Genomic DNA, 17,424 nt, shown 5'->3' with positions numbered 1-17,424 from the left:
AGTGGGAGCGCCAGGGCTAAACGGCTAAAAGGTACTCCGGGGATAACAGGCTGATAGTGCCCGAGCGTCCACAGCGACGGCACTGCTTGGCACCTCGATGTCGGCTCGTCGCATCCTGGGGCCGGAGTAGGTCCCAAGGGTTGGGCTGTTCGCCCATTAAAGCGGCACGCGAGCTGGGTTTAGAACGTCGTGAGACAGTTCGGTCTCTATCCGCCGCGCGCGTCAGAAGCTTGAGGAAACCTGTCCCTAGTACGAGAGGACCGGGACGGACGAACCTCTGGTCCACCAGTTGTCCCACCAGGGGCACCGCTGGATAGCCACGTTCGGACAGGATAACCGCTGAAAGCATCTAAGCGGGAAACCCCCTCCAAGACCAGGCTTCTCACCCTTTTAGAGGGATAAGGCCCCCCGCAGAACACGGGATCAATAGACCAGACCTACACCCCCAGCAATGGGCTCAGGGAACTGGCACTAACCGGCCGAAAACTTACCCACACCTCGCAACCACAACCACGTCACACCACACCCCGCCACCAAACACAAACAACAAAACAGAGTTACGGCGGCCACAGCGACAGGGAAACGCCCGGACCCATCCCGAACCCGGAAGCTAAGCCTGCCAGCGCCGATGATACTACCCAACCCGGGTGGAAAAGTAGGACACTGCCGAACACACATTAAGCCTTTGCCCCCCAATTCGACTGGGGGGCAAAGGCATTCCTGGGGTCAGTCGAACAACGTCGGAATCGGTGAAATCCGGCTCTTCTCCAGTTCGAGTAGCACCCGCTTTCGATCCAGACCGCCGCCGTAACCGGTGAGGCTGCCGTTCGAGCCGATCACCCGATGGCAGGGCACAATGATGCCGATCGGGTTGTGACCATTGGCCAGGCCGACGGCGCGGAATGCCCCCGGTGAGCCGATCTGCGCGGCGATCTCACCGTAGGATCGGGTCTCGCCATACGGAATGGTCAGCAGCGCCGCCCAGACATTGCGCTGAAAAGTCGTGCCGATCAGGTCCAGTTCGACATCGAACTCCCTGCACTCGCCGGCGAAGTAGGCCTCGAGCTGCTCGACCGCGTCGGGGAAGGCGGTGTCGTCTCGCTCCCAGCCTTCGCGGTTCGGCTCGTATGTCTGATCGACCATTCGCAGATGCATCAGCCGCCGGCCGCGGCCGGCCAGGGTCAGCATCCCGACCGGGCTGTCCATCGTGCGAAATTGCTTGGCTGCCATCATGTCTCCTTCGGTGGCCAATCGTTGACCGCGTGATCGAGCGCGGTCCACAGGTGCTGTGCCGCGTACGACCGCCACGGCCGCCAGCGGGTGCTGTGCTCGGTCAGGTCGCGAGGATCCTGAGGCAATCCGATCTGCTTGGCGGCCAGGAGTACGCCGAGGTCGGTGACTGGGAACCCGTCGGGGTCACCGAGGCCGCGCATGGCGATCACTTCGGCAGTCCACGGTCCGATTCCTGGCAGTGCCAGCAGCTGTTGTCTGGCGTGGTTCCAGTCGCAGCCGGCGTCGAGCACCACATCGCCATCGGCCAATGCCGCGATGAGCGCGATCAAGGACCGCTGCCGGGACTTCGGAAAGGTCAGGTGCGCTGGGTCAATCTCGGCGAGGTGCTCGACCGCCGGGAAGACGTGCGTCAGCCCACCGTTGATGTCGGACACCGGCTGGCCGTAGGCGCCGACGATACGTCCGGCATGCGTGCGGGCGGCCTTGACCGACACCTGCTGGCCGAGCACGACTCGGAGCGCGAGTTCGGGCTCGTCGACCGTGCGTGGGATGCGCTGTCCCGGCGCCTTTGCGACCAGGACGCTCAGATCTGGATCGGCACCTAGCGCGTCAACCACCGCTTCCGGGTCGGCGTCGAGGTCGAGCAGTCGGCGGCAGCGGGCGATCGCGGTGGCGAGATCGCGGAAGTCATCCAGCACGAGTTGGCACCGCACGTGGTCGGGTTGCGGTGTGAGACTGACGATTCCGCTGCCATTGGGCAGGCGCAACGTCCTCCGGTACGCGCCCTGCCGAACCTCCTCCACGCCCGGCACCGCGCACGCGGCGAGGTGGCCGAACAGACCCTCGTAGGCGAACGGCGTCCGGACCGGCAAGCGCAGCGACAGCGCACCGGCGACGGCCTCTCCACGACCGAAACGGGCCCGCGCCCGCTGCCGCAGCGCGGTGGGAGTGAGGTCGCACACCGTCCGAATGGTGTCGTTGAACTGGCGGATGGAGGAAAACCCGGCCGCGAACGCGACGTCGCCGAACGGCAGGTCGGTCGTCTCGATCAGAACGCGCGCGGTCTGTGTCCGCTGGGCACGAGCCAGCGCCAGCGGATTCGCGCCGACCTCGGCCTGCAACAGCCTTTCGAGTTGGCGGGTGGTGTAGCCGACCCGGGCGGCCAATCCGGTCACACCCTCGCGGTCGACGGTGCCGTCGGCGATCAGCCGCATCGCCCTGGCCACCACGTCACCGCGCACATTCCAATCCGGCGAACCGGGCGACGCGTCTGGCCGGCACCGTTTACAGGCCCGGAACCCGGCGTTCTGTGCGGCCGCCGCGGTGGGATAAAAGCGCATGTTGTGGGCGTACGGCGGGCGCACCGGACAGCTCGGCCGGCAGTAGATCTTGGTGGTCAGCACGGCGGTGACGAACCAGCCGTCGAACCGGGCGTCCTTGGACTGGACGGCCCGATAACAGCGGTCGAAATCTTCGTACATGACTCAAACAATTACACGTGCCCACCGACATCACTGGCGGAAAACCGACATCGTCGAGCCCAAATAGGTAGCGCCCGAGCATCGACCAAGGGGCGTGATCAGCGAGACAGATCACGCTGTGGGAGTACCCCGAAGAGGCCGCCCGTGACCTCGACACCGCCACCAAGGTCACCAGCCTGTCGTATAACCAGGATGGCGTTGTTCACGAAGCAATCGACGACTCGGTTACCGGACCCGAAGAGGTCATCTCGCGGTCCGATGTGCGGCTGGACACAACTGGGAAAAGGTACCGGAGTTCGGCGACCGGTCGAGGGTTGCGCGGTGGAACCGCGAGTCCTAGTCTGCTGCGACGTTTCGACGGCGGATGTCGACAACGTCGTGACGGCTCCGTCCCATGGGTGAGCGACCAACTAGGGTCGCCACCCTGAAGGGAGAATGTCATGGCCAAGTACTTGTTCCTCGAGCACTACCGAGGCGCGCCGGCGGCCGTCAACGACGTGCCGATGGACCAGTGGACGCCTGCCGAGATCGAGGCGCACATGCAGTACATGGAGGACTTCGCAGCCCGACTGAAAGAGAGCGGCGAGTTCGTCGACAGCCAGGCCCTGGCGTCGGAGGGCGCCTGGGTGCGCTTCGACGGCGAGGGCAAGCCGCCGGTGACCGACGGCCCGTTCGCTGAGACCAAGGACCTGATCGCTGGCTTCATGATCATCGACGTCGACTCCTACGAGCGCGCCGTCGAGCTGGCCGGCGAGTTGTCCGCGGCACCCGGCGCGGGCGGCAAGCCGATCCACGAGTGGCTCGAGGTGCGGCCGTTCATGGGCGCTGCACCCGGCGCTACCGAGTGATGGCCGCCGACGCGGTGGACGAGGCCCAGCTGAGGGAGCTGATCCCCGGCGTCCTGGCGGCCCTCGTCCACCGCGGGGCGGACTTCGCGACCGCCGAGGACGCCGTCCAAAAGGCGCTGGTGCGGGCCGTCGAGACCTGGCCGAACCAGCGCCCCGACGATGCCAAGGGCTGGTTGATCACCACGGCGTGGCGCCGCTTCGTCGACCTCGCCCGATCCGACACAGCGCGTCGCAACCGCGAAAACCGCGTGTCCGACGAGCCGCCGCCCGGACCGGCAGCCTCCACAGATGACACGCTGCAGCTCTATTTCTTGTGCGCGCATCCGAGCCTCACCCCGGCGTCGGCCGTCGCTTTGACGCTGCGCGCCGACGGCAGCCTCGTGCCGCTGTCCGATCAGGACCGCGGCCTATGGCGGCGCGACCTGATCGCCGAGGGTGTCGTCGTGCTCCAGGCTGCGCTGGCCCGCGACCGGCTCGGGGAGTACCAGGCGCAGGCCGCGATCGCCGCCCTGCATGCCGACGCGCAGACAGCCGATGAGACCGACTGGGTGCAGATCGTCGAGTGGTACGACGAGCTCGTCGCGCTCACCGACAGCCCGATTGTGCGGCTCAATCGCGCCGTCGCGGTCGGTGAGGCGGACAGACCGCAGGCGGGGATCGCCGCGCTCGGCGAGCTCGACCCGATGCTCCCCCGGTACACCGCTTCGGTCGCCTACCTCCACGAGCGGGCGGGCGACATCGCCACCGCGGCAGAGCTTTACGCCGAGGCGGCATCGCAGGCGCAAACCCTCGCCGAGCGCAACCACCTCACGCTCCGAGCGGCCACCCTCCGCCACCGACTCCCGGGCGAAGGTGGCTGAGCGCCCCTACGCGAGCGGCGGAGCAGCACGCCAGTCCTCGAGGGTCTCCGCCAATCCGTCGGCGAGCACCGGCAGCTGCGGTATCAGGGTGAGGCAGCCGACGAACTGCAGTCGCCGGGCGCAGTCCATCACCCGCTGCACCTCCGGGTCGGTCACCCGTAGCCCGCGCTCACGCGCGGCGATGTTGTACTCGGCGACGGCCTCCGGGCCCATCATCGCGAGATCCCATTCGACGGGACCGCACGTCACGTCTTCAAAGTCGGAGAAGCGGATACCGCTCTTGGTCCGGATCACGTTGTGCGAGGGCCCATCTCCCTGGATGGCCTGCACCCCTTCACCGGGGAACGCAGCCTCGAACGCCGCGCGGTCGGACACTATGGACCGGAGCGTCGCATATTCGGTCCGCGCCCGGTCGATCTCCCCGGGCTGCAGGATGTCGACTCCGTCGAGGACGGCGAGCATCTCCGGCAGACCATGGTTGAACGGGGCCAGGAAGGGCAGCGGATCCGGGTATTCGGCGAGGCGCGCATGCAGCTCCGCGCTCCAGGATATTTCGACCCCGCGGTACGGCTCGTGGTCGTCGGCCACGTCGGCGAGCTGCCAGAAGGTCATCGAGAAGCCGTCCCGCCGCACGGGAGAGCGGGGCACGCGCGGGCTTGGTGGCACCACCGGAACACCCTGCTGATCGAGCCACGCCACGACGTCGAGTTCACGCTGTTGCCGGGCCGCCTGCTGTTCGGGTGCCGTACCGGCGGTCAACACCACCGGGATGCGCGCCACCACCGGTTCGGGCTCGAGGTGGACGACCACGGAGAACACATCGTGCAGGACGGTGGCCCGATCGACCCGCAGGCCCAAGTCATTCGCGGCGTCTACCGCGGCCTGTGCCGCGCGCCGGGTGCGGTCGGCAAGTTCCTCGGGCGTCATCGTCAGACCGGCACCGCCAACCGCGTCGGCTGATCGAGCCCGCGCAGGGTGACGGAGTCGCCCAAAGACCAATGCCCGCTTTCCTTTTCGGTGGCATTGGCCAACGTATCCGACGACGCCAGCAGGTGGCTGGGCCTCGACTTGGCCAGCTCACACAGCCGGGCCGCTTCGTTGACCGGTTCACCGATCACCGTGTACTCGAACCGCTCCCTGGCGCCCACGTTGCCGGCGACCGCCTCACCGGCGGCTACGCCGATGCCCGCCTCGCACTCGGGGACATCTGTGCGCAGCCGCTCGCTAATGGCACGTGCCGCGGCCAGCGCCTCGTCCTCCGGGTGGTCGAGGTTGTTCGGTGCGCCGAACACCGCCAGGGCGGCATCACCCTCGAACTTGTTGACGAAGCCGTTGTGACGGTCGACCTCCTCGACTACCACGGCGAAGAATCTGTTCAGTAGATTGACCACCTCGGTCGCTGGCCGGCCGGACACCAACTGTGTCGACCCGATCAGGTCGACGAAGATCACTGCGACGTGGCGTTCTTCACCGCCCAGCTTGGGCCGCTGCTGTTCAGCCGCGGCGGCCACCTCACGCCCTACATGGCGGCCGAACAGATCGCGGACGCGTTCGCGTTCCTTCAGACCGTCCACCATCGAGTTGAATCCGCGCTGCAGCTCGCCCAACTCGGTTCCGTCGAAAACCACTACGTTGCAATCCAAATCGCCGTCTTCGACGTGCTTGAGTGCGGTCCGCACCACCCGCACCGGCGTCGCCGTCAGCCACGACAGCAACCACATCAGAACCCAGCCGAAGATCAATGTTACGACCGCTAAACTCAGTACAGCAAAGGCGAATTGGGTCTCGGTCAGATTTTGCAGCGACAGCGCAAACAATGCTGTCATCGCAATTCCGACTACCGGCACGCCCGAGCCGAGCAACCACACGGTCATTGTTCGGCCCATGATGCCCCCGGTAAGCCGGCGGGGCGGGGGACCGGCTTCCAGCGCCTGGGCGGCGACGGGGCGCAGCGCGAATTCGGTGATCAGGTAGCAGGCCGTGGCCACCACGACCCCGCTGAAGCCAACAGAGAACAGGAATCGTGGAATGAAGGCGGTGTCCTGCAGTCCGTACAAGGTCGTCAGCAGCGCCGCCCCCACACCCCACAGGACGAGGACCATTTTGGCCACCCGCCACGGCGCCACGAAGGTATTGCGGTGGTCGGTTTTGTTCGGTGCGCGTTCTTCTATCGCCCACCGCAGCGAACGCACGATCCGTCGGGTGACCCAGAAGGTGCCCAGCAAGAGCGCAAGACCCATGTAGGCGGGGGCCACGCCGAATGTGAGCCACGCGGGTACATCGGTGAAGACGCTCGGCACCGGGAACACGAACGCCACCAACGCCGTCGCGACGACGATGCCCAGCAGGTTCGTGAACAGAATGAAGAACGTCAGAATGACCTGAATGCGTATCCGGCGGCGCAGCTGGCTCTCGGACGACTTGCCCAGGAGCCAGGACCCGTAATCCGGGGTATCGGGCAGCCGACCGCTTTGCCGGGTCACCGTCTCCAGGATCCGGCCCATCCGGTGCGCGACGCTCTTTTTGGCGTTCATCGAATCTCCTTCGGCTGGGAACCCCGGGTTTCAGTTCGGGGTGGAGGCCGATACTCGGTGCGTGGCTGTGGTGCCGTGTCCGGGGTGTCGGTGGTGGTGGTTAGTTTGCGATTATGTCGCGGTTTCGGCTGTTGCCCGTGGGTGGGCAGGAGGAGGCGTTGTTGGCGCATTGCCGGGATGCGCGGTTTGTGTGGAATTTGGCGGTGGAGCAGCAGCGGCATTGGCAGCCGGGCCGTAAGGCTCCCGGGTATGTCGAGCAGGCTGCGCAGTTGACCGAGGCTCGGGCGGAGTTCGGGTGGCTTGGTGCTGGGAGTCAGACGGTGCAGCAGCAGGCGCTGCGGGATTTCGCGCAGGCCATGCGGAACTTCTTCGGCGGCACCCATCGCCGCCCGACGTGGCGCAAGGCGAATGTGCATGAAGGGTTTCGGCAGGTCGCGGTCAAACCCCATCACGTGGAGCGGCTGAATCGGCGGATTGGTCGGGTGTGGGTGCCCAAGGTGGGCTGGGTGCGGTTTCGGCTGTCGCGGCCAGTGCCAGCGGGTGTGAAGTCCTATCGGATTACCCGTGATCGGGCCGGTCGCCGGCATGTGGCGTTTGCCCACATTCCGGCTGCGATCTGCGGTCCGGGTGATGGCAGCGTGGTGGGCATCGACCGTGGTGTTGCCGTTTCGGTTGCGTTGTCGACCGGCGAGCTGCTGCACGCACCTAGTCTGTCCCGGGGTGAGGCCAAGCGGTTGAGGGTGCTGCAGCAGCGGTTCGCCCGGGCTACGCGTGGCTCTAACCGGCGCGCGCGAACGAAACGGGCGATCGCGAAGCTGAAAGCCCGTGAGGCCGACCGGCGCAAGGACTGGGTCGAAAAGACCACCACGGACATTGCGCGCCGTTTCGACACGATCAGGATCGAGGCACTCGATGTGCCGGCGATGACCCGCAGTGCGCGGGGAACCCTCGAGCAGCCCGGGGTGCGGGTTGCTCAATAGCGGGGCCTGAACCGGGCGATCAGCCGCAGCGGTTGGGGGCTGTTCGCGGTGCGTTTGCAGCACAAGGCCTACGGTCGGGTCGAGCAGATCCCGGCCGCGTATACGTCGCAACGATGCTCGGTGTGCGGGCATGTCGCTTCGGGGAACCGTAAGAGCCAAGCGGTCTTCGAGTGCGAAGCCTGCACTGCTGGCCGGTGCAACGCCGACGTCAACGCTGCACGCAACATCGCCGCCGGACGGGCGGTGACCGCACGGGGAGACCTCGCCGGTGGGCGGTCTGCGAACCGTGAACCTCAACTCCGTACTCCTGCCGCCTAAGCCGATGGGATGGGGAGCGGAATCCTCGGACTTCAATCCGGGGAGGATGTCAACTGGTGTCAGCGTAATTTGCCGGGTGGCGTGGACCTAAGGTTGGTCCGGTGCGCCTCGTGATCGCCCAGTGCACCGTCGACTACGTCGGGCGCCTGACCGCGCATCTCCCGTCGGCACGCCGCCTCCTGCTGATCAAGGCCGACGGCTCGGTCAGCGTGCACGCCGATGACCGGGCCTACAAACCGCTGAACTGGATGAGTCCGCCCTGCTGGATGTCCGAAGAGCTGGACGGCCCGTTGCCGGTGTGGGTGGTGGAAAACAAGTCCGGCGAACAGTTGCGCATCACCGTCGAGGACATCGAGCACGACTCGAGCCACGACCTGGGTGTGGACCCCGGGCTGGTCAAGGACGGCGTCGAGGCACATCTGCAGGCGCTGTTGGCCGAGCACGTCGAGCTGCTCGGCGCCGGTTACACCCTGGTTCGCCGGGAGTACATGACCGCGATCGGGCCGGTGGATCTACTGTGCCGCGACGAAGAGGGCCGCTCGGTGGCGGTCGAGATCAAGAGGCGCGGCGAGATCGACGGAGTCGAACAACTCACCCGCTACCTCGATCTGCTGAACCGGGACAGCGTGCTGGCGCCCGTCAGCGGAATCTTCGCCGCGCAGCAGATCAAGCCGCAGGCCCGGACGCTGGCCACCGATCGCGGGATCCGTTGCGTGACTTTGGACTACGACCAGATGCGCGGGTTGGACAGTTCCGAGTTCCGGTTGTTCTGAGCCGCCGGAGCCGCAACGGCGGCGACATCCAGCTCTAGACTGGTGACCATGGCCAGGCGTCGAGCCACAGGGCGCAGGCAACCGTCGCGGACACCGCTGCCGGCGCCTCGTCGTGTCGAGACAGGACCGGACGGCTACGAATACGAAGTCCGGCCGATCGCTGCGTCGCGAGCTACCAAGACCTATCGGTGCCCGGGCTGCGATCACGAGATCCGCTCCGGCACAGCTCATTTGGTGGTGTGGCGAGTCGACATCGGCGAGAGCGCGGGCGACGACCGACGCCACTGGCATTCCCCGTGCTGGACGAATCGGGCGACCCGTAGCCCGACGCGGAAGTGGTCTTAGACGGCTCTAGTGGTCGGCAGGGGGCTCGACCAGCTCGATCAGTACTCCGCCGGCGTCCTTGGGATGGATGAAGTTGATCCGGGAGTCGGCGGTGCCGCGCCGCGCGTTGTCGTAGAGCACCCGAATACCCCGCTCGCGCAGCCGCTCGGTGAGCGCGTCGATGTCGCTGACCCGGTAGGCCAGCTGCTGCAGGCCCGGGCCGCGCTTGTCGAGGAACTTGGCGATCGTCGAGGTTTCGTCGAGCGGGGCCATCAGTTGGATTTGCGCGCTGCCTTTCGGTGCGCCGCGCACCGAGAGCATCGCTTCCCGGACGCCCTGGTCCTCGTTCACCTCTTCGTGCAGCACAATCATGCCGAGGTGGTCGTGGTACCACTTGATGGTGGCGTCCAGATCGGCGACTGCGATACCGACGTGGTCGATTGCTGTCACCAGGGCGGTGGCAAGCAACGGGCGGGCATCGACTTGCTCGGCGGACATAACGTAACGGTAACCTGACGGGAAAGATTGCGCCTCTCCGATCGGCCGGATGGGCCGTTCTGGATCGTTTATGGAGGTAGGAATGACGACGTCGGTGATCGTTGCTGGAGCCCGCACGCCGGTCGGCAAACTCATGGGTTCGCTGAAGGACTTCTCGGGCAGCGATCTCGGCGGGATCGCCATTTCCGGTGCGCTGGAGAAGGCCGGAGTTGAGGCGTCGGCCGTCGAGTACGTGATCATGGGCCAGGTGCTGACGGCGGGTGCCGGACAGATGCCTGCGCGCCAGGCCGCGGTGGCCGCCGGCATTGGCTGGGACGTACCCGCACTGACGATCAACAAGATGTGTCTGTCCGGGATCGACGCGATCGCGCTCGCCGATCAGCTGATCCGCGCCGGTGAATTCGACGTGGTCGTCGCCGGTGGCCAGGAGTCGATGACGCAGGCGCCGCACCTGCTGATGGATAGCCGGTCGGGCTACAAGTACGGCGATGTCACGGTGCTCGACCACATGGCCTACGACGGCCTGCACGACGTGTTCACCGATCAGCCAATGGGCGCCCTCACCGAGCAGCGCAACGAGACCGACCAGTTCACCCGGGCCGAGCAGGATGAATTCGCCGCCCGCTCCCACCAAAAGGCCGCCGCCGCATGGAAAGACGGGATTTTCGCCGACGAAGTGGTGCCGGTGAAGATTCCGCAGCGCAAGGGCGACCCGTTGGAGTTCACCGAGGACGAGGGCATCCGCGCCAACACCACCGCGGAGTCGTTGGCCGGCCTGAAACCTGCGTTCCGCAAGGACGGCACCATCACCGCGGGGTCCGCGTCGCAGATCTCCGACGGGGCGGCCGCGGTGGTGGTGATGAACAAGGCCAAGGCCCAGGAACTGGGGCTGAAGTGGCTGGTCGAGATCGGCGCGCACGGCGTGGTTGCCGGCCCGGACTCCACGCTGCAGTCGCAGCCGGCGAACGCCATCAAGAAAGCCATTGCCCGCGAAGGCATATCGGTCGACCAACTCGACGTCATCGAGATCAACGAGGCGTTCTCCGCGGTCGCGCTGGCCTCGATGAAGGAACTCGGCGTCAATCCCGACATCGTCAACGTCAACGGCGGCGCGATCGCGGTCGGGCATCCGATCGGCATGTCGGGGGCACGCATCGCGCTGCATGCCGCCCTTGAGCTGGCACGACGAGGGTCCGGCTGCGGCGTCGCGGCGCTGTGCGGGGCAGGCGGACAGGGTGACGCGCTGATCCTGCGCGCGGGGTAAGCGTCTACGACGCATTGTAGTAATTCACGGATTTTTCCGGCACAATGGCGCTCATGACAAGCGCCTTTGATCTCCGGACCGTCGCGGGGTGGTTCCGCCTCATCGCCCTGTTGGAGGCGGTCAGCTGGGTCGGTCTGCTGACCGGGATGTATTTCAAGTACCTGGGCAGTCCGCGCACCGAGGTCGGCGTGCAGGTCTTCGGCATGGCCCACGGGCTGATCTTCATCGCCTTCGTGCTCATCGCCCTGCTCGTCGGAATCGCGGGGAAGTGGTCCGCCGGCACGTGGTTGCTGGCGTTGCTGGCGAGCATCGTGCCGCTGTGCAGTGTGATCTTCCTCATATGGGCCGACCGGACGGGCCGCCTCCGCGCCTCAGGCGACCGATCGGTTCCCGAAACGGCGTGACAGACTTGGGGCGTGACTCGTCCCCGTCCTCCGGCCGCGCCCGCCATAGCCGGCGCGGTTGACCTCTCCGCCCTCAAGCAGCGCGCAACCGCGGCTGGCGAAGGCGCCGCGCAAGACCAGGTATCCGGCACGCCCGACGGCGTGGAAGTCACCGAGGCCAACTTCGAAGCCGAGGTGTTGGTTCGGTCCAACCAGGTTCCGGTGGTCGTTCTGTTGTGGTCACCGCGCAGCGACGCGAGCGTTCAGCTGGGAAACGCGCTCGCGAGCTTGGCCGCGGGCGACGCCGGAAAGTGGTCGCTGGCCACCGTGAACGCCGACGCGGTACCCAGGGTCGCGCAGATCTTCGGTGTACAAGCCGTTCCGACCGTCGTTGCGTTGGCGGGTGGCCAACCATTGTCGAGCTTCCAGGGCATGCAACCGCCCGAGCAGTTGCGCGGCTGGGTTGACTCGGTGCTGAACGCAACCGCCGGAAAGCTCGCCGGCGATGCCGCTGCCGATGAGCCCGAGCAGGTCGATCCCGAGTTGGCCCAGGCGCGGGCTCATCTGGACGCCGGTGAATTCGACGCAGCGCAAACCGCATACCAGGCGATCCTCGATGCGAACCCCAATCACGCCGAGGCCACGGGCGCGGTGCGCCAGATCTCCTTCCTGAGCCGGGCTTCCGCACAGCGGCCGGACGCGGTCGCGGTGGCCGACGCCGCACCCGACGACATCGAGGCCGCGTTCGCCGCGGCCGATGTCGAGATGTTGCAGCAGAACGTCGCGGGGGCCTTCGACCGGTTGATTGGCCTGCTGCGGCGCACCGCGGGTGACGAGCGGGAATCGGTCCGCACCCGTTTGGTCGAGCTGTTCGACCTCTTCGACCCGGCCGACCCCGAGGTCATCGCCGGTCGGCGCAAGCTCGCCAACGCCCTGTACTAGGCCGGCTCGAACCACAGCGCCGCAAGCGGCGGCAACACCATCACCGCCGATGCGGGCCGTCCGTGCCACGGCTCGTCGGTCGCCTCCACCGCGCCGTAGTTGCCGACGCCGGTGCCGTTATAGATTGTCGCATCGGTGTTCAGCACCTCGCGCCAGGCTCCGGCGTGCGGCAGGCCGAGCTGGTAATGGGTGTGCTCGGAGCCCGAGAAGTTGAACACGCAGGCCAAGATCGAGCCGTCGCTGCCGAACCGCAGGAAGCTCAACACGTTGTTGGCCGAGTCGTTGGCGTCGATCCAGGAGTAGCCCTCGGGGGTGCTGTCGCGAGTCCACAGCGCCCGACGACTGCGGTAGATGCCGTTGATGTCCTGCACCAGCCGCTGGATCCCGTTGGAAAAGGCGTTCTCGCCCAGCTGGTGCCAGTCGACGCCGCGTTCCTCGGACCATTCGGCGCGCTGGCCGAACTCCTGACCCATGAACAGCAGCTGCTTGCCCGGATGCGCCCACTGGTAGGCCAGCAGGCTGCGCAGTCCCGCGGCCTTGACGTGGTCGTTGCCGGGCATCCGGGTCCACAGCGTGCCCTTGCCGTGCACGACCTCGTCGTGGCTGATCGGCAACACGTAGTTCTCGCTGAATGCGTACAGCATCGAAAACGTCATCTCGTGGTGGTGATAACTGCGATGCACCGGGTCATGGCTGATGTAGTCCAGCGTGTCGTTCATCCAGCCCATGTTCCACTTCATCGAGAAGCCGAGCCCGCCAAGGTTTGTCGGGCGGGATACCCCCGGCCACGACGTCGACTCTTCGGCGATCGTGACGATGCCGGGTGCCACCTTGTGCACGGTGGCGTTCATCTCCTGGAGGAACTGCACCGCCTCGAGGTTCTCCCGACCACCCTGGACGTTCGGCGTCCAGCCGCCCACCGGTCGTGAGTAGTCCAGGTAGAGCATGGATGCGACCGCGTCGACCCGCAGCCCGTCGATGTGGAATTCCTGCAGCCAGTACAGCGCGTTGGCCACCAGGAAGTTGCGCACCTCGGGCCTGCCGAAGTCGAAAATATAAGTGCCCCAGTCCAGCTGCTCGCCCCGGTGCGGGTCGGAGTGCTCGTAGAGCGGCGTGCCGTCGAAGCGGCCCAATGCCCAGGAGTCCTTGGGGAAGTGGGCGGGCACCCAGTCCATGATCACGCCGATGCCGGCGCGGTGCAGCGAGTCCACCAGGAACCGGAAGTCGTCCGGGCTGCCCAGTCGCGACGTTGGCGCGTAATAGGACGTGACCTGGTATCCCCATGATCCGCCGAACGGGTGCTCGGCAACGGGCATCAGCTCGATATGAGTGAAGCCTTGCGTCACAACGTATTCGGTGAGCTCCGCCGCGAGCTGCCGATAACTGAGCCCCGGCCGCCACGACATCAGGTGCACCTCGTAGGTGCTCATCGGCTCGAACACCGGGTTCTGCTGCGCCCGATGCGTCATCCAGTCGGCATCGTTCCACGTGTAATCGCTATGCGTCACCCGCGACGCCGTCTGCGGTGGCCTTTCGGCGGCGAAGGCCATCGGGTCGGCGCGGTCGGTAACCGACCCGTCGGCGCCGTGCACGCGGAACTTGTAGTGACCGCCAACGGGGAAGTCGGGCCAGAACAGCTCCCAGACGCCGGAGGACCCGAGCACGCGCAGCGGCGCTTCGTTGCCGTCCCAGTGGTTGAATTCGCCGATCAGGCTTACCCCTTTGGCGTTGGGCGCCCACACCGCGAATGACACGCCGTTCACCACGCCGTCAGGAGTGGTGAACCTCCGCGGATGCGCGCCGAGGATCTCCCAGAGCCGTTCGTGGCGGCCCTCGGAGAACAGGTGCAGGTCCAACTCGCCCAGTGTGGGCAGGAAGCGGTAGGCGTCGGCGACGGTGTGTACATCCGGCGAGTCCTCCGCGCCCTGATAGCTCACCTGCAGCCGGTAGTCGATGAGGTCGGTGAACGGCAGCGCCACGGCGAACAGCCCGGAGTCGATGTGGCTAAACACATATCGCTCGTCGCCGACCACCGCGGCGACCTCGACAGCGTGTGGCCGATATGCCCGGATCACCGTATGGTCGGCGTACTCATGGGCACCGAGGACCGAATGCGGATTGTGGTGTACACCGGTCAGCAGCCGTTTCAGATCGGTGGGATCCGGCCGCAAGTGTGGGCTGGTGAGTTGATTGGTTCGTGTCATCTTCGAAGTCACCGCTCCCTCATTCCCTGCGCAGCAGGTTCAGTCGTTGTTCGGGTGGGATTCGCGGCATGTTCAGCAGGTGTGCTACCGCTTTGACAGGATCAATGCGGACGTAATTCGACTGTCCCCATTGGTATTCCTCACCGGTGATCTCATCGCGCACCCAGAACCGGTCGTACGGTTCCATGCCCAGTGCTTCCATGTCCAGCCACAGTGTCGCCTCCTCGGAGCCGAACGGGTTGAGCGTGACCACGACGAGCACCACGTCGCCGGTGACCGGGTCGAACTTGCTATACGACAACAGCGCGTCGTTGTCGGCGTGGTGGAACTTCAACGTGCGCAGCTCGCGGAGCGCGGGGTGCAACCGGCGAATCTCGTTGAGCCGGGCCAAGAACGGCTCCAGCGATTCGCCCTTGGCGATTGCCGCCTCGAAGTCACGGGGTCGCAACTCGTACTTCTCCGAGTCGAGGTACTCCTCACTGCCCTCCCGGACCGGCCGGTGCTCGAACAGTTCATAGCCGGAATAGACGCCCCAGGCCGGACTGAGCGTCGACGCCAGCACCGCTCGGATGGCGAACATGCCCGGACCGCCGCGCTGCAGGCTTTCGTGCAAGATGTCGGGCGTATTGACGAACAGGTTTGGGCGAGCGTAATCGGCGTGCTCGACGATCTGCTCGCCGAACTCGGTGAGTTCCCACTTGGCGGTGCGCCAGGTGAAGTAGGTGTAGGACTGGGTGAAGCCCAGCTTGGCCAGGCCATACAGCCGGGCCGGTCGGGTGAAAGCCTCGGACAGGAACAGCACGTCCGGATCGGTGGCCTTCACCTGCCCGATCAGCCATGCCCAGAAGTTCGGCGGTTTGGTATGCGGGTTGTCTACCCGAAAGACCTTGACGCCGTGGCTGATCCAGAATCGCACCACCCGCAGCACTTCGGCATACAGACCGGCGGGATCATTGTCGAAGTTGACCGGGTAGATGTCCTGGTACTTCTTCGGCGGGTTCTCGGCGTAGGCAATGGTCCCATCGGGCAGCACGGTGAACCATTCCGGGTGCTCCTTGGCCCAGGGATGGTCGGGCGCGGTCTGCAGCGCCAGGTCCAGCGCCACCTCCATGCCCTGATCGCGCGCCGCCGTGACGAAGTCCTCGAAGTCCTCGATGGTGCCCAGCGTGGGGTGCACGGCGTCGTGGCCGCCCTCGTCGCTGCCGATCGCCCATGGCGAGCCGACGTCCTTGGGCGCCGCGGTTACCGTGTTGTTTCGGCCCTTGCGATGCACCTTGCCGATCGGGTGGATGGGTGCCAGGTACACCACGTCGAACCCCATCTTGGCGATGCGCGGCAGCGCCTTGGCCGCCGTGGCGAACGTGCCGGGCACCGCTCTGCCCTTCTTGTCCCGTCCGCCGGTGGAGCGCGGAAACATCTCGTACCACGCGCTGAACCGCGCCTGCGGCCGGTCCACCCATACGCCGTGTTGCGCGCCGCGGGTGATCAGGTCGCGCAGCGGATAGCGTTCCAGCAGCTCGGTCACCTCGTCCGACAGCGCCGCGCCCGCGCGGGTGAACGGGTCGCCGGGCTTGCGTAGCGCCGTCGCGGCTTCGAGCAGCGGATCGCGCAACTTGCGCGGCAGGCCGGTAGTGGCCCGCTCCAGCAGCCGCGCGCCGAGGATCAGGTCGTTGGACAGCTCGGCTTCGCTCTGCCCGGCGTCCAGCTTGGCGACGACGGCACGCCGCCAGGTGGCGATCGGGTCGCCCCAGCCGTCCACCCGGAATGTCCACAGCCCGACACTGTCGGGGGTGAACTGGCTGTGGAACACGTCGGGTGTTCGGCCGGTCGACATTCCGATCAGCTGCGGCTTGACCCTGGGCACCGGATTGACGACGGCCTCGATCGGGACCGGTTGGACGGCCGTCTCGCGGTCTGGGCCCTCGACCAGCTGCGGATATGACTGGCCGTGGTAGCGCACCACCAGGGTGGCCGACACGGCGTCGTGGCCGTCCCGCCACACGGTGGCCCGCACCGGGACCACCTCCCCGACGACGGCCTTGGCCGGAAAACGTCCGCCCGACACCACGGGCGCGACGTCATCGATCTCGATACGACCGGCCACGTACCCACTCCTTCAATCGTCAAGAGCCTCGTCGCGCCCTATACCCACCGTAGTGCTCGGCCCAATCCAACGGGGGTGAGGAGCTGTTGCCGCTGGGGTGTATTCGAGTGTGCTTTGGTGTGTTCTAGCAGAGCTTGTCGTACGTCGAAGATAGGTTGGCGGCATAACTTGATCCCCGTGACTGGCCGGGATATGCCAGTTGTGGTCCAGTCGGGGCCACGGCGCCGTTCGTCAGCAGTTCCAGCGGTAGCGCTGGAGACGGCGGGCCAGACCAGCCGGTAATTCTGGCCTGGCGAGCCCGTGTAGGACCGACCCGCGCAAGCGGCGGCCGTGGGCGGTGAAGCCAGAACCCAAACCCCGCACGGGGACGCCGCGCGAGCGTGTCACTCAAACACACTCAACGGCAACGGCTGAGGATGTGCACCTCGCCGTGCGCGTTCTTGTAGAACGAGTGCTTGATCGATGGCTGTGACCACACCAGCGTGCGTATTTCGGCCTGGCTGCGCGCGTGCCAATCGTCGGCCACCTCGCGCGCGCCGACAACGTTGTCGTCGCACCGTTTCGGTCTCGCGCCGTAACCGTCCAAGTTGCGCTCTCGTCGTTCCACACCGCCTTGGTGACCTCGGTTTCCCACCGGACATGGGGGCCGACGTCGTATTTGTCCACCAGTGTGCCCCG

17 protein-coding genes and 2 rRNA genes are annotated in these 17,424 nt (G+C 66.2%); 11 read left to right on the top strand and 8 right to left on the bottom strand.

Annotated elements, in window-relative coordinates; translation table 11 throughout:
• Both ACRDU5_RS07925 and rrf read left to right on the top strand, forming a co-directional pair.
• Window positions 1-495: ribosomal RNA gene (locus ACRDU5_RS07925) — 23S ribosomal RNA — on the top strand; the annotation flags it as partial.
• Between the two features lie 63 nt (window positions 496-558).
• Window positions 559-672 (top strand): 5S ribosomal RNA (gene rrf / locus ACRDU5_RS07920).
• Window positions 673-726: 54 nt separating this feature from the next.
• On the opposite strand, the gene ACRDU5_RS07915 is transcribed toward rrf, so the two are convergent.
• Both ACRDU5_RS07915 and ACRDU5_RS07910 read right to left on the bottom strand, forming a co-directional pair.
• Complete coding sequence (locus tag ACRDU5_RS07915) at window positions 727-1,230, bottom strand: methylated-DNA--[protein]-cysteine S-methyltransferase (protein ID WP_526613930.1); 504 nt, start codon at window positions 1,228-1,230, stop codon at window positions 727-729.
• Window positions 1,230-2,714, bottom strand: coding sequence for a DNA-3-methyladenine glycosylase 2 family protein (locus ACRDU5_RS07910; RefSeq protein ID WP_526613929.1), 1,485 nt, complete (start codon window positions 2,712-2,714; stop codon window positions 1,230-1,232). The genes ACRDU5_RS07915 and ACRDU5_RS07910 overlap by 1 nt, the downstream gene beginning before the upstream one ends.
• A gap of 440 nt (window positions 2,715-3,154) precedes the next feature.
• On the opposite strand from ACRDU5_RS07910, the gene ACRDU5_RS07905 reads away from it, so the two are divergent.
• Both ACRDU5_RS07905 and ACRDU5_RS07900 read left to right on the top strand, forming a co-directional pair.
• Window positions 3,155-3,562 (top strand): YciI family protein, encoded by a 408-nt coding sequence (locus ACRDU5_RS07905; protein ID WP_526613928.1) that lies wholly within the window; start codon window positions 3,155-3,157, stop codon window positions 3,560-3,562.
• Entirely contained in the window at window positions 3,562-4,422 is an 861-nt protein-coding gene (locus ACRDU5_RS07900; protein WP_526613927.1) for a sigma factor, read from the top strand. Before ACRDU5_RS07905 ends, ACRDU5_RS07900 begins: the two co-directional genes overlap by 1 nt.
• A gap of 6 nt (window positions 4,423-4,428) precedes the next feature.
• Here ACRDU5_RS07900 and ACRDU5_RS07895 read toward each other — a convergent pair whose 3' ends face one another.
• Both ACRDU5_RS07895 and ACRDU5_RS07890 read right to left on the bottom strand, forming a co-directional pair.
• A complete protein-coding gene (locus tag ACRDU5_RS07895) occupies window positions 4,429-5,349 on the bottom strand; it encodes a phosphotransferase (RefSeq protein ID WP_526613926.1) in 921 nt (306 codons plus the stop codon).
• 2 nt (window positions 5,350-5,351) lie between these two features.
• The gene (locus ACRDU5_RS07890) at window positions 5,352-6,956 is read right to left on the bottom strand and encodes an adenylate/guanylate cyclase domain-containing protein (RefSeq protein WP_526613925.1); all 1,605 of its coding nucleotides are present in this window, start codon (window positions 6,954-6,956) and stop codon (window positions 5,352-5,354) included.
• Window positions 6,957-7,069: 113 nt separating this feature from the next.
• Here ACRDU5_RS07890 and ACRDU5_RS07885 point away from each other — a divergent pair, with 113 nt between their 5' ends.
• From ACRDU5_RS07885 to ACRDU5_RS07870, 4 genes are all read left to right on the top strand, one after another.
• A complete protein-coding gene (locus ACRDU5_RS07885) occupies window positions 7,070-7,936 on the top strand; it encodes a transposase (RefSeq protein WP_526613924.1) in 867 nt (288 codons plus the stop codon).
• Window positions 7,937-7,942: 6 nt separating this feature from the next.
• Window positions 7,943-8,254, top strand: coding sequence for a transposase (locus ACRDU5_RS07880; protein ID WP_526613933.1), 312 nt, complete (start codon window positions 7,943-7,945; stop codon window positions 8,252-8,254).
• Window positions 8,255-8,355: 101 nt separating this feature from the next.
• Window positions 8,356-9,027 (top strand): endonuclease NucS, encoded by a 672-nt coding sequence (gene nucS / locus ACRDU5_RS07875; protein WP_526613923.1) that lies wholly within the window; start codon window positions 8,356-8,358, stop codon window positions 9,025-9,027.
• Window positions 9,028-9,075: 48 nt separating this feature from the next.
• Entirely contained in the window at window positions 9,076-9,372 is a 297-nt protein-coding gene (locus ACRDU5_RS07870) for an Rv1322 family protein (RefSeq protein WP_526613922.1), read from the top strand.
• Window positions 9,373-9,378: 6 nt separating this feature from the next.
• On the opposite strand, the gene mce is transcribed toward ACRDU5_RS07870, so the two are convergent.
• Window positions 9,379-9,849 carry a methylmalonyl-CoA epimerase gene (mce, locus tag ACRDU5_RS07865; protein ID WP_526613921.1) on the bottom strand — a complete coding sequence of 157 codons (471 nt, stop codon included), beginning with the start codon at window positions 9,847-9,849 and terminating at the stop codon, window positions 9,379-9,381.
• Window positions 9,850-9,931: 82 nt separating this feature from the next.
• Here mce and ACRDU5_RS07860 point away from each other — a divergent pair, with 82 nt between their 5' ends.
• Genes ACRDU5_RS07860 through ACRDU5_RS07850 form a run of 3 tightly spaced genes read left to right on the top strand, consistent with a single transcriptional unit; the run spans window position 9,932 to window position 12,438 of the window.
• Window positions 9,932-11,113, top strand: coding sequence for a thiolase family protein (locus tag ACRDU5_RS07860; protein ID WP_526613920.1), 1,182 nt, complete (start codon window positions 9,932-9,934; stop codon window positions 11,111-11,113).
• 44 nt (window positions 11,114-11,157) lie between these two features.
• A complete protein-coding gene (locus ACRDU5_RS07855; RefSeq protein ID WP_526613919.1) occupies window positions 11,158-11,517 on the top strand; it encodes a DUF3817 domain-containing protein in 360 nt (119 codons plus the stop codon).
• A 12-nt stretch (window positions 11,518-11,529) separates the two neighbouring features.
• On the top strand, window positions 11,530-12,438 hold the full coding sequence (locus ACRDU5_RS07850; RefSeq protein WP_526613918.1) for a tetratricopeptide repeat protein: 909 nt from the start codon (window positions 11,530-11,532) through the stop codon (window positions 12,436-12,438).
• On the opposite strand, the gene glgB is transcribed toward ACRDU5_RS07850, so the two are convergent.
• The 3 genes from glgB to ACRDU5_RS07835 all read right to left on the bottom strand — a co-directional run bounded on the left by glgB (window position 12,435) and on the right by ACRDU5_RS07835 (window position 17,353).
• Complete coding sequence (gene glgB / locus ACRDU5_RS07845; RefSeq protein WP_526613932.1) at window positions 12,435-14,642, bottom strand: 1,4-alpha-glucan branching protein GlgB; 2,208 nt, start codon at window positions 14,640-14,642, stop codon at window positions 12,435-12,437. The genes ACRDU5_RS07850 and glgB overlap by 4 nt on opposite strands.
• Before the next feature lie 19 nt (window positions 14,643-14,661).
• Window positions 14,662-16,746, bottom strand: a complete 2,085-nt coding sequence (locus ACRDU5_RS07840; protein ID WP_526613917.1) for a maltotransferase domain-containing protein — start codon at window positions 16,744-16,746, stop codon at window positions 14,662-14,664.
• Window positions 16,747-17,143: 397 nt separating this feature from the next.
• Window positions 17,144-17,353, bottom strand: coding sequence for a hypothetical protein (locus tag ACRDU5_RS07835; RefSeq protein WP_526613916.1), 210 nt, complete (start codon window positions 17,351-17,353; stop codon window positions 17,144-17,146).
• Window positions 17,354-17,424: the final 71 nt, after the last annotated feature.

This window comes from Mycobacterium sp. (assembly GCF_050701515.1).
GTDB lineage: Bacteria > Actinomycetota > Actinomycetes > Mycobacteriales > Mycobacteriaceae > Mycobacterium.
This window is presented reverse-complemented; position numbering and strand designations above follow the sequence as displayed.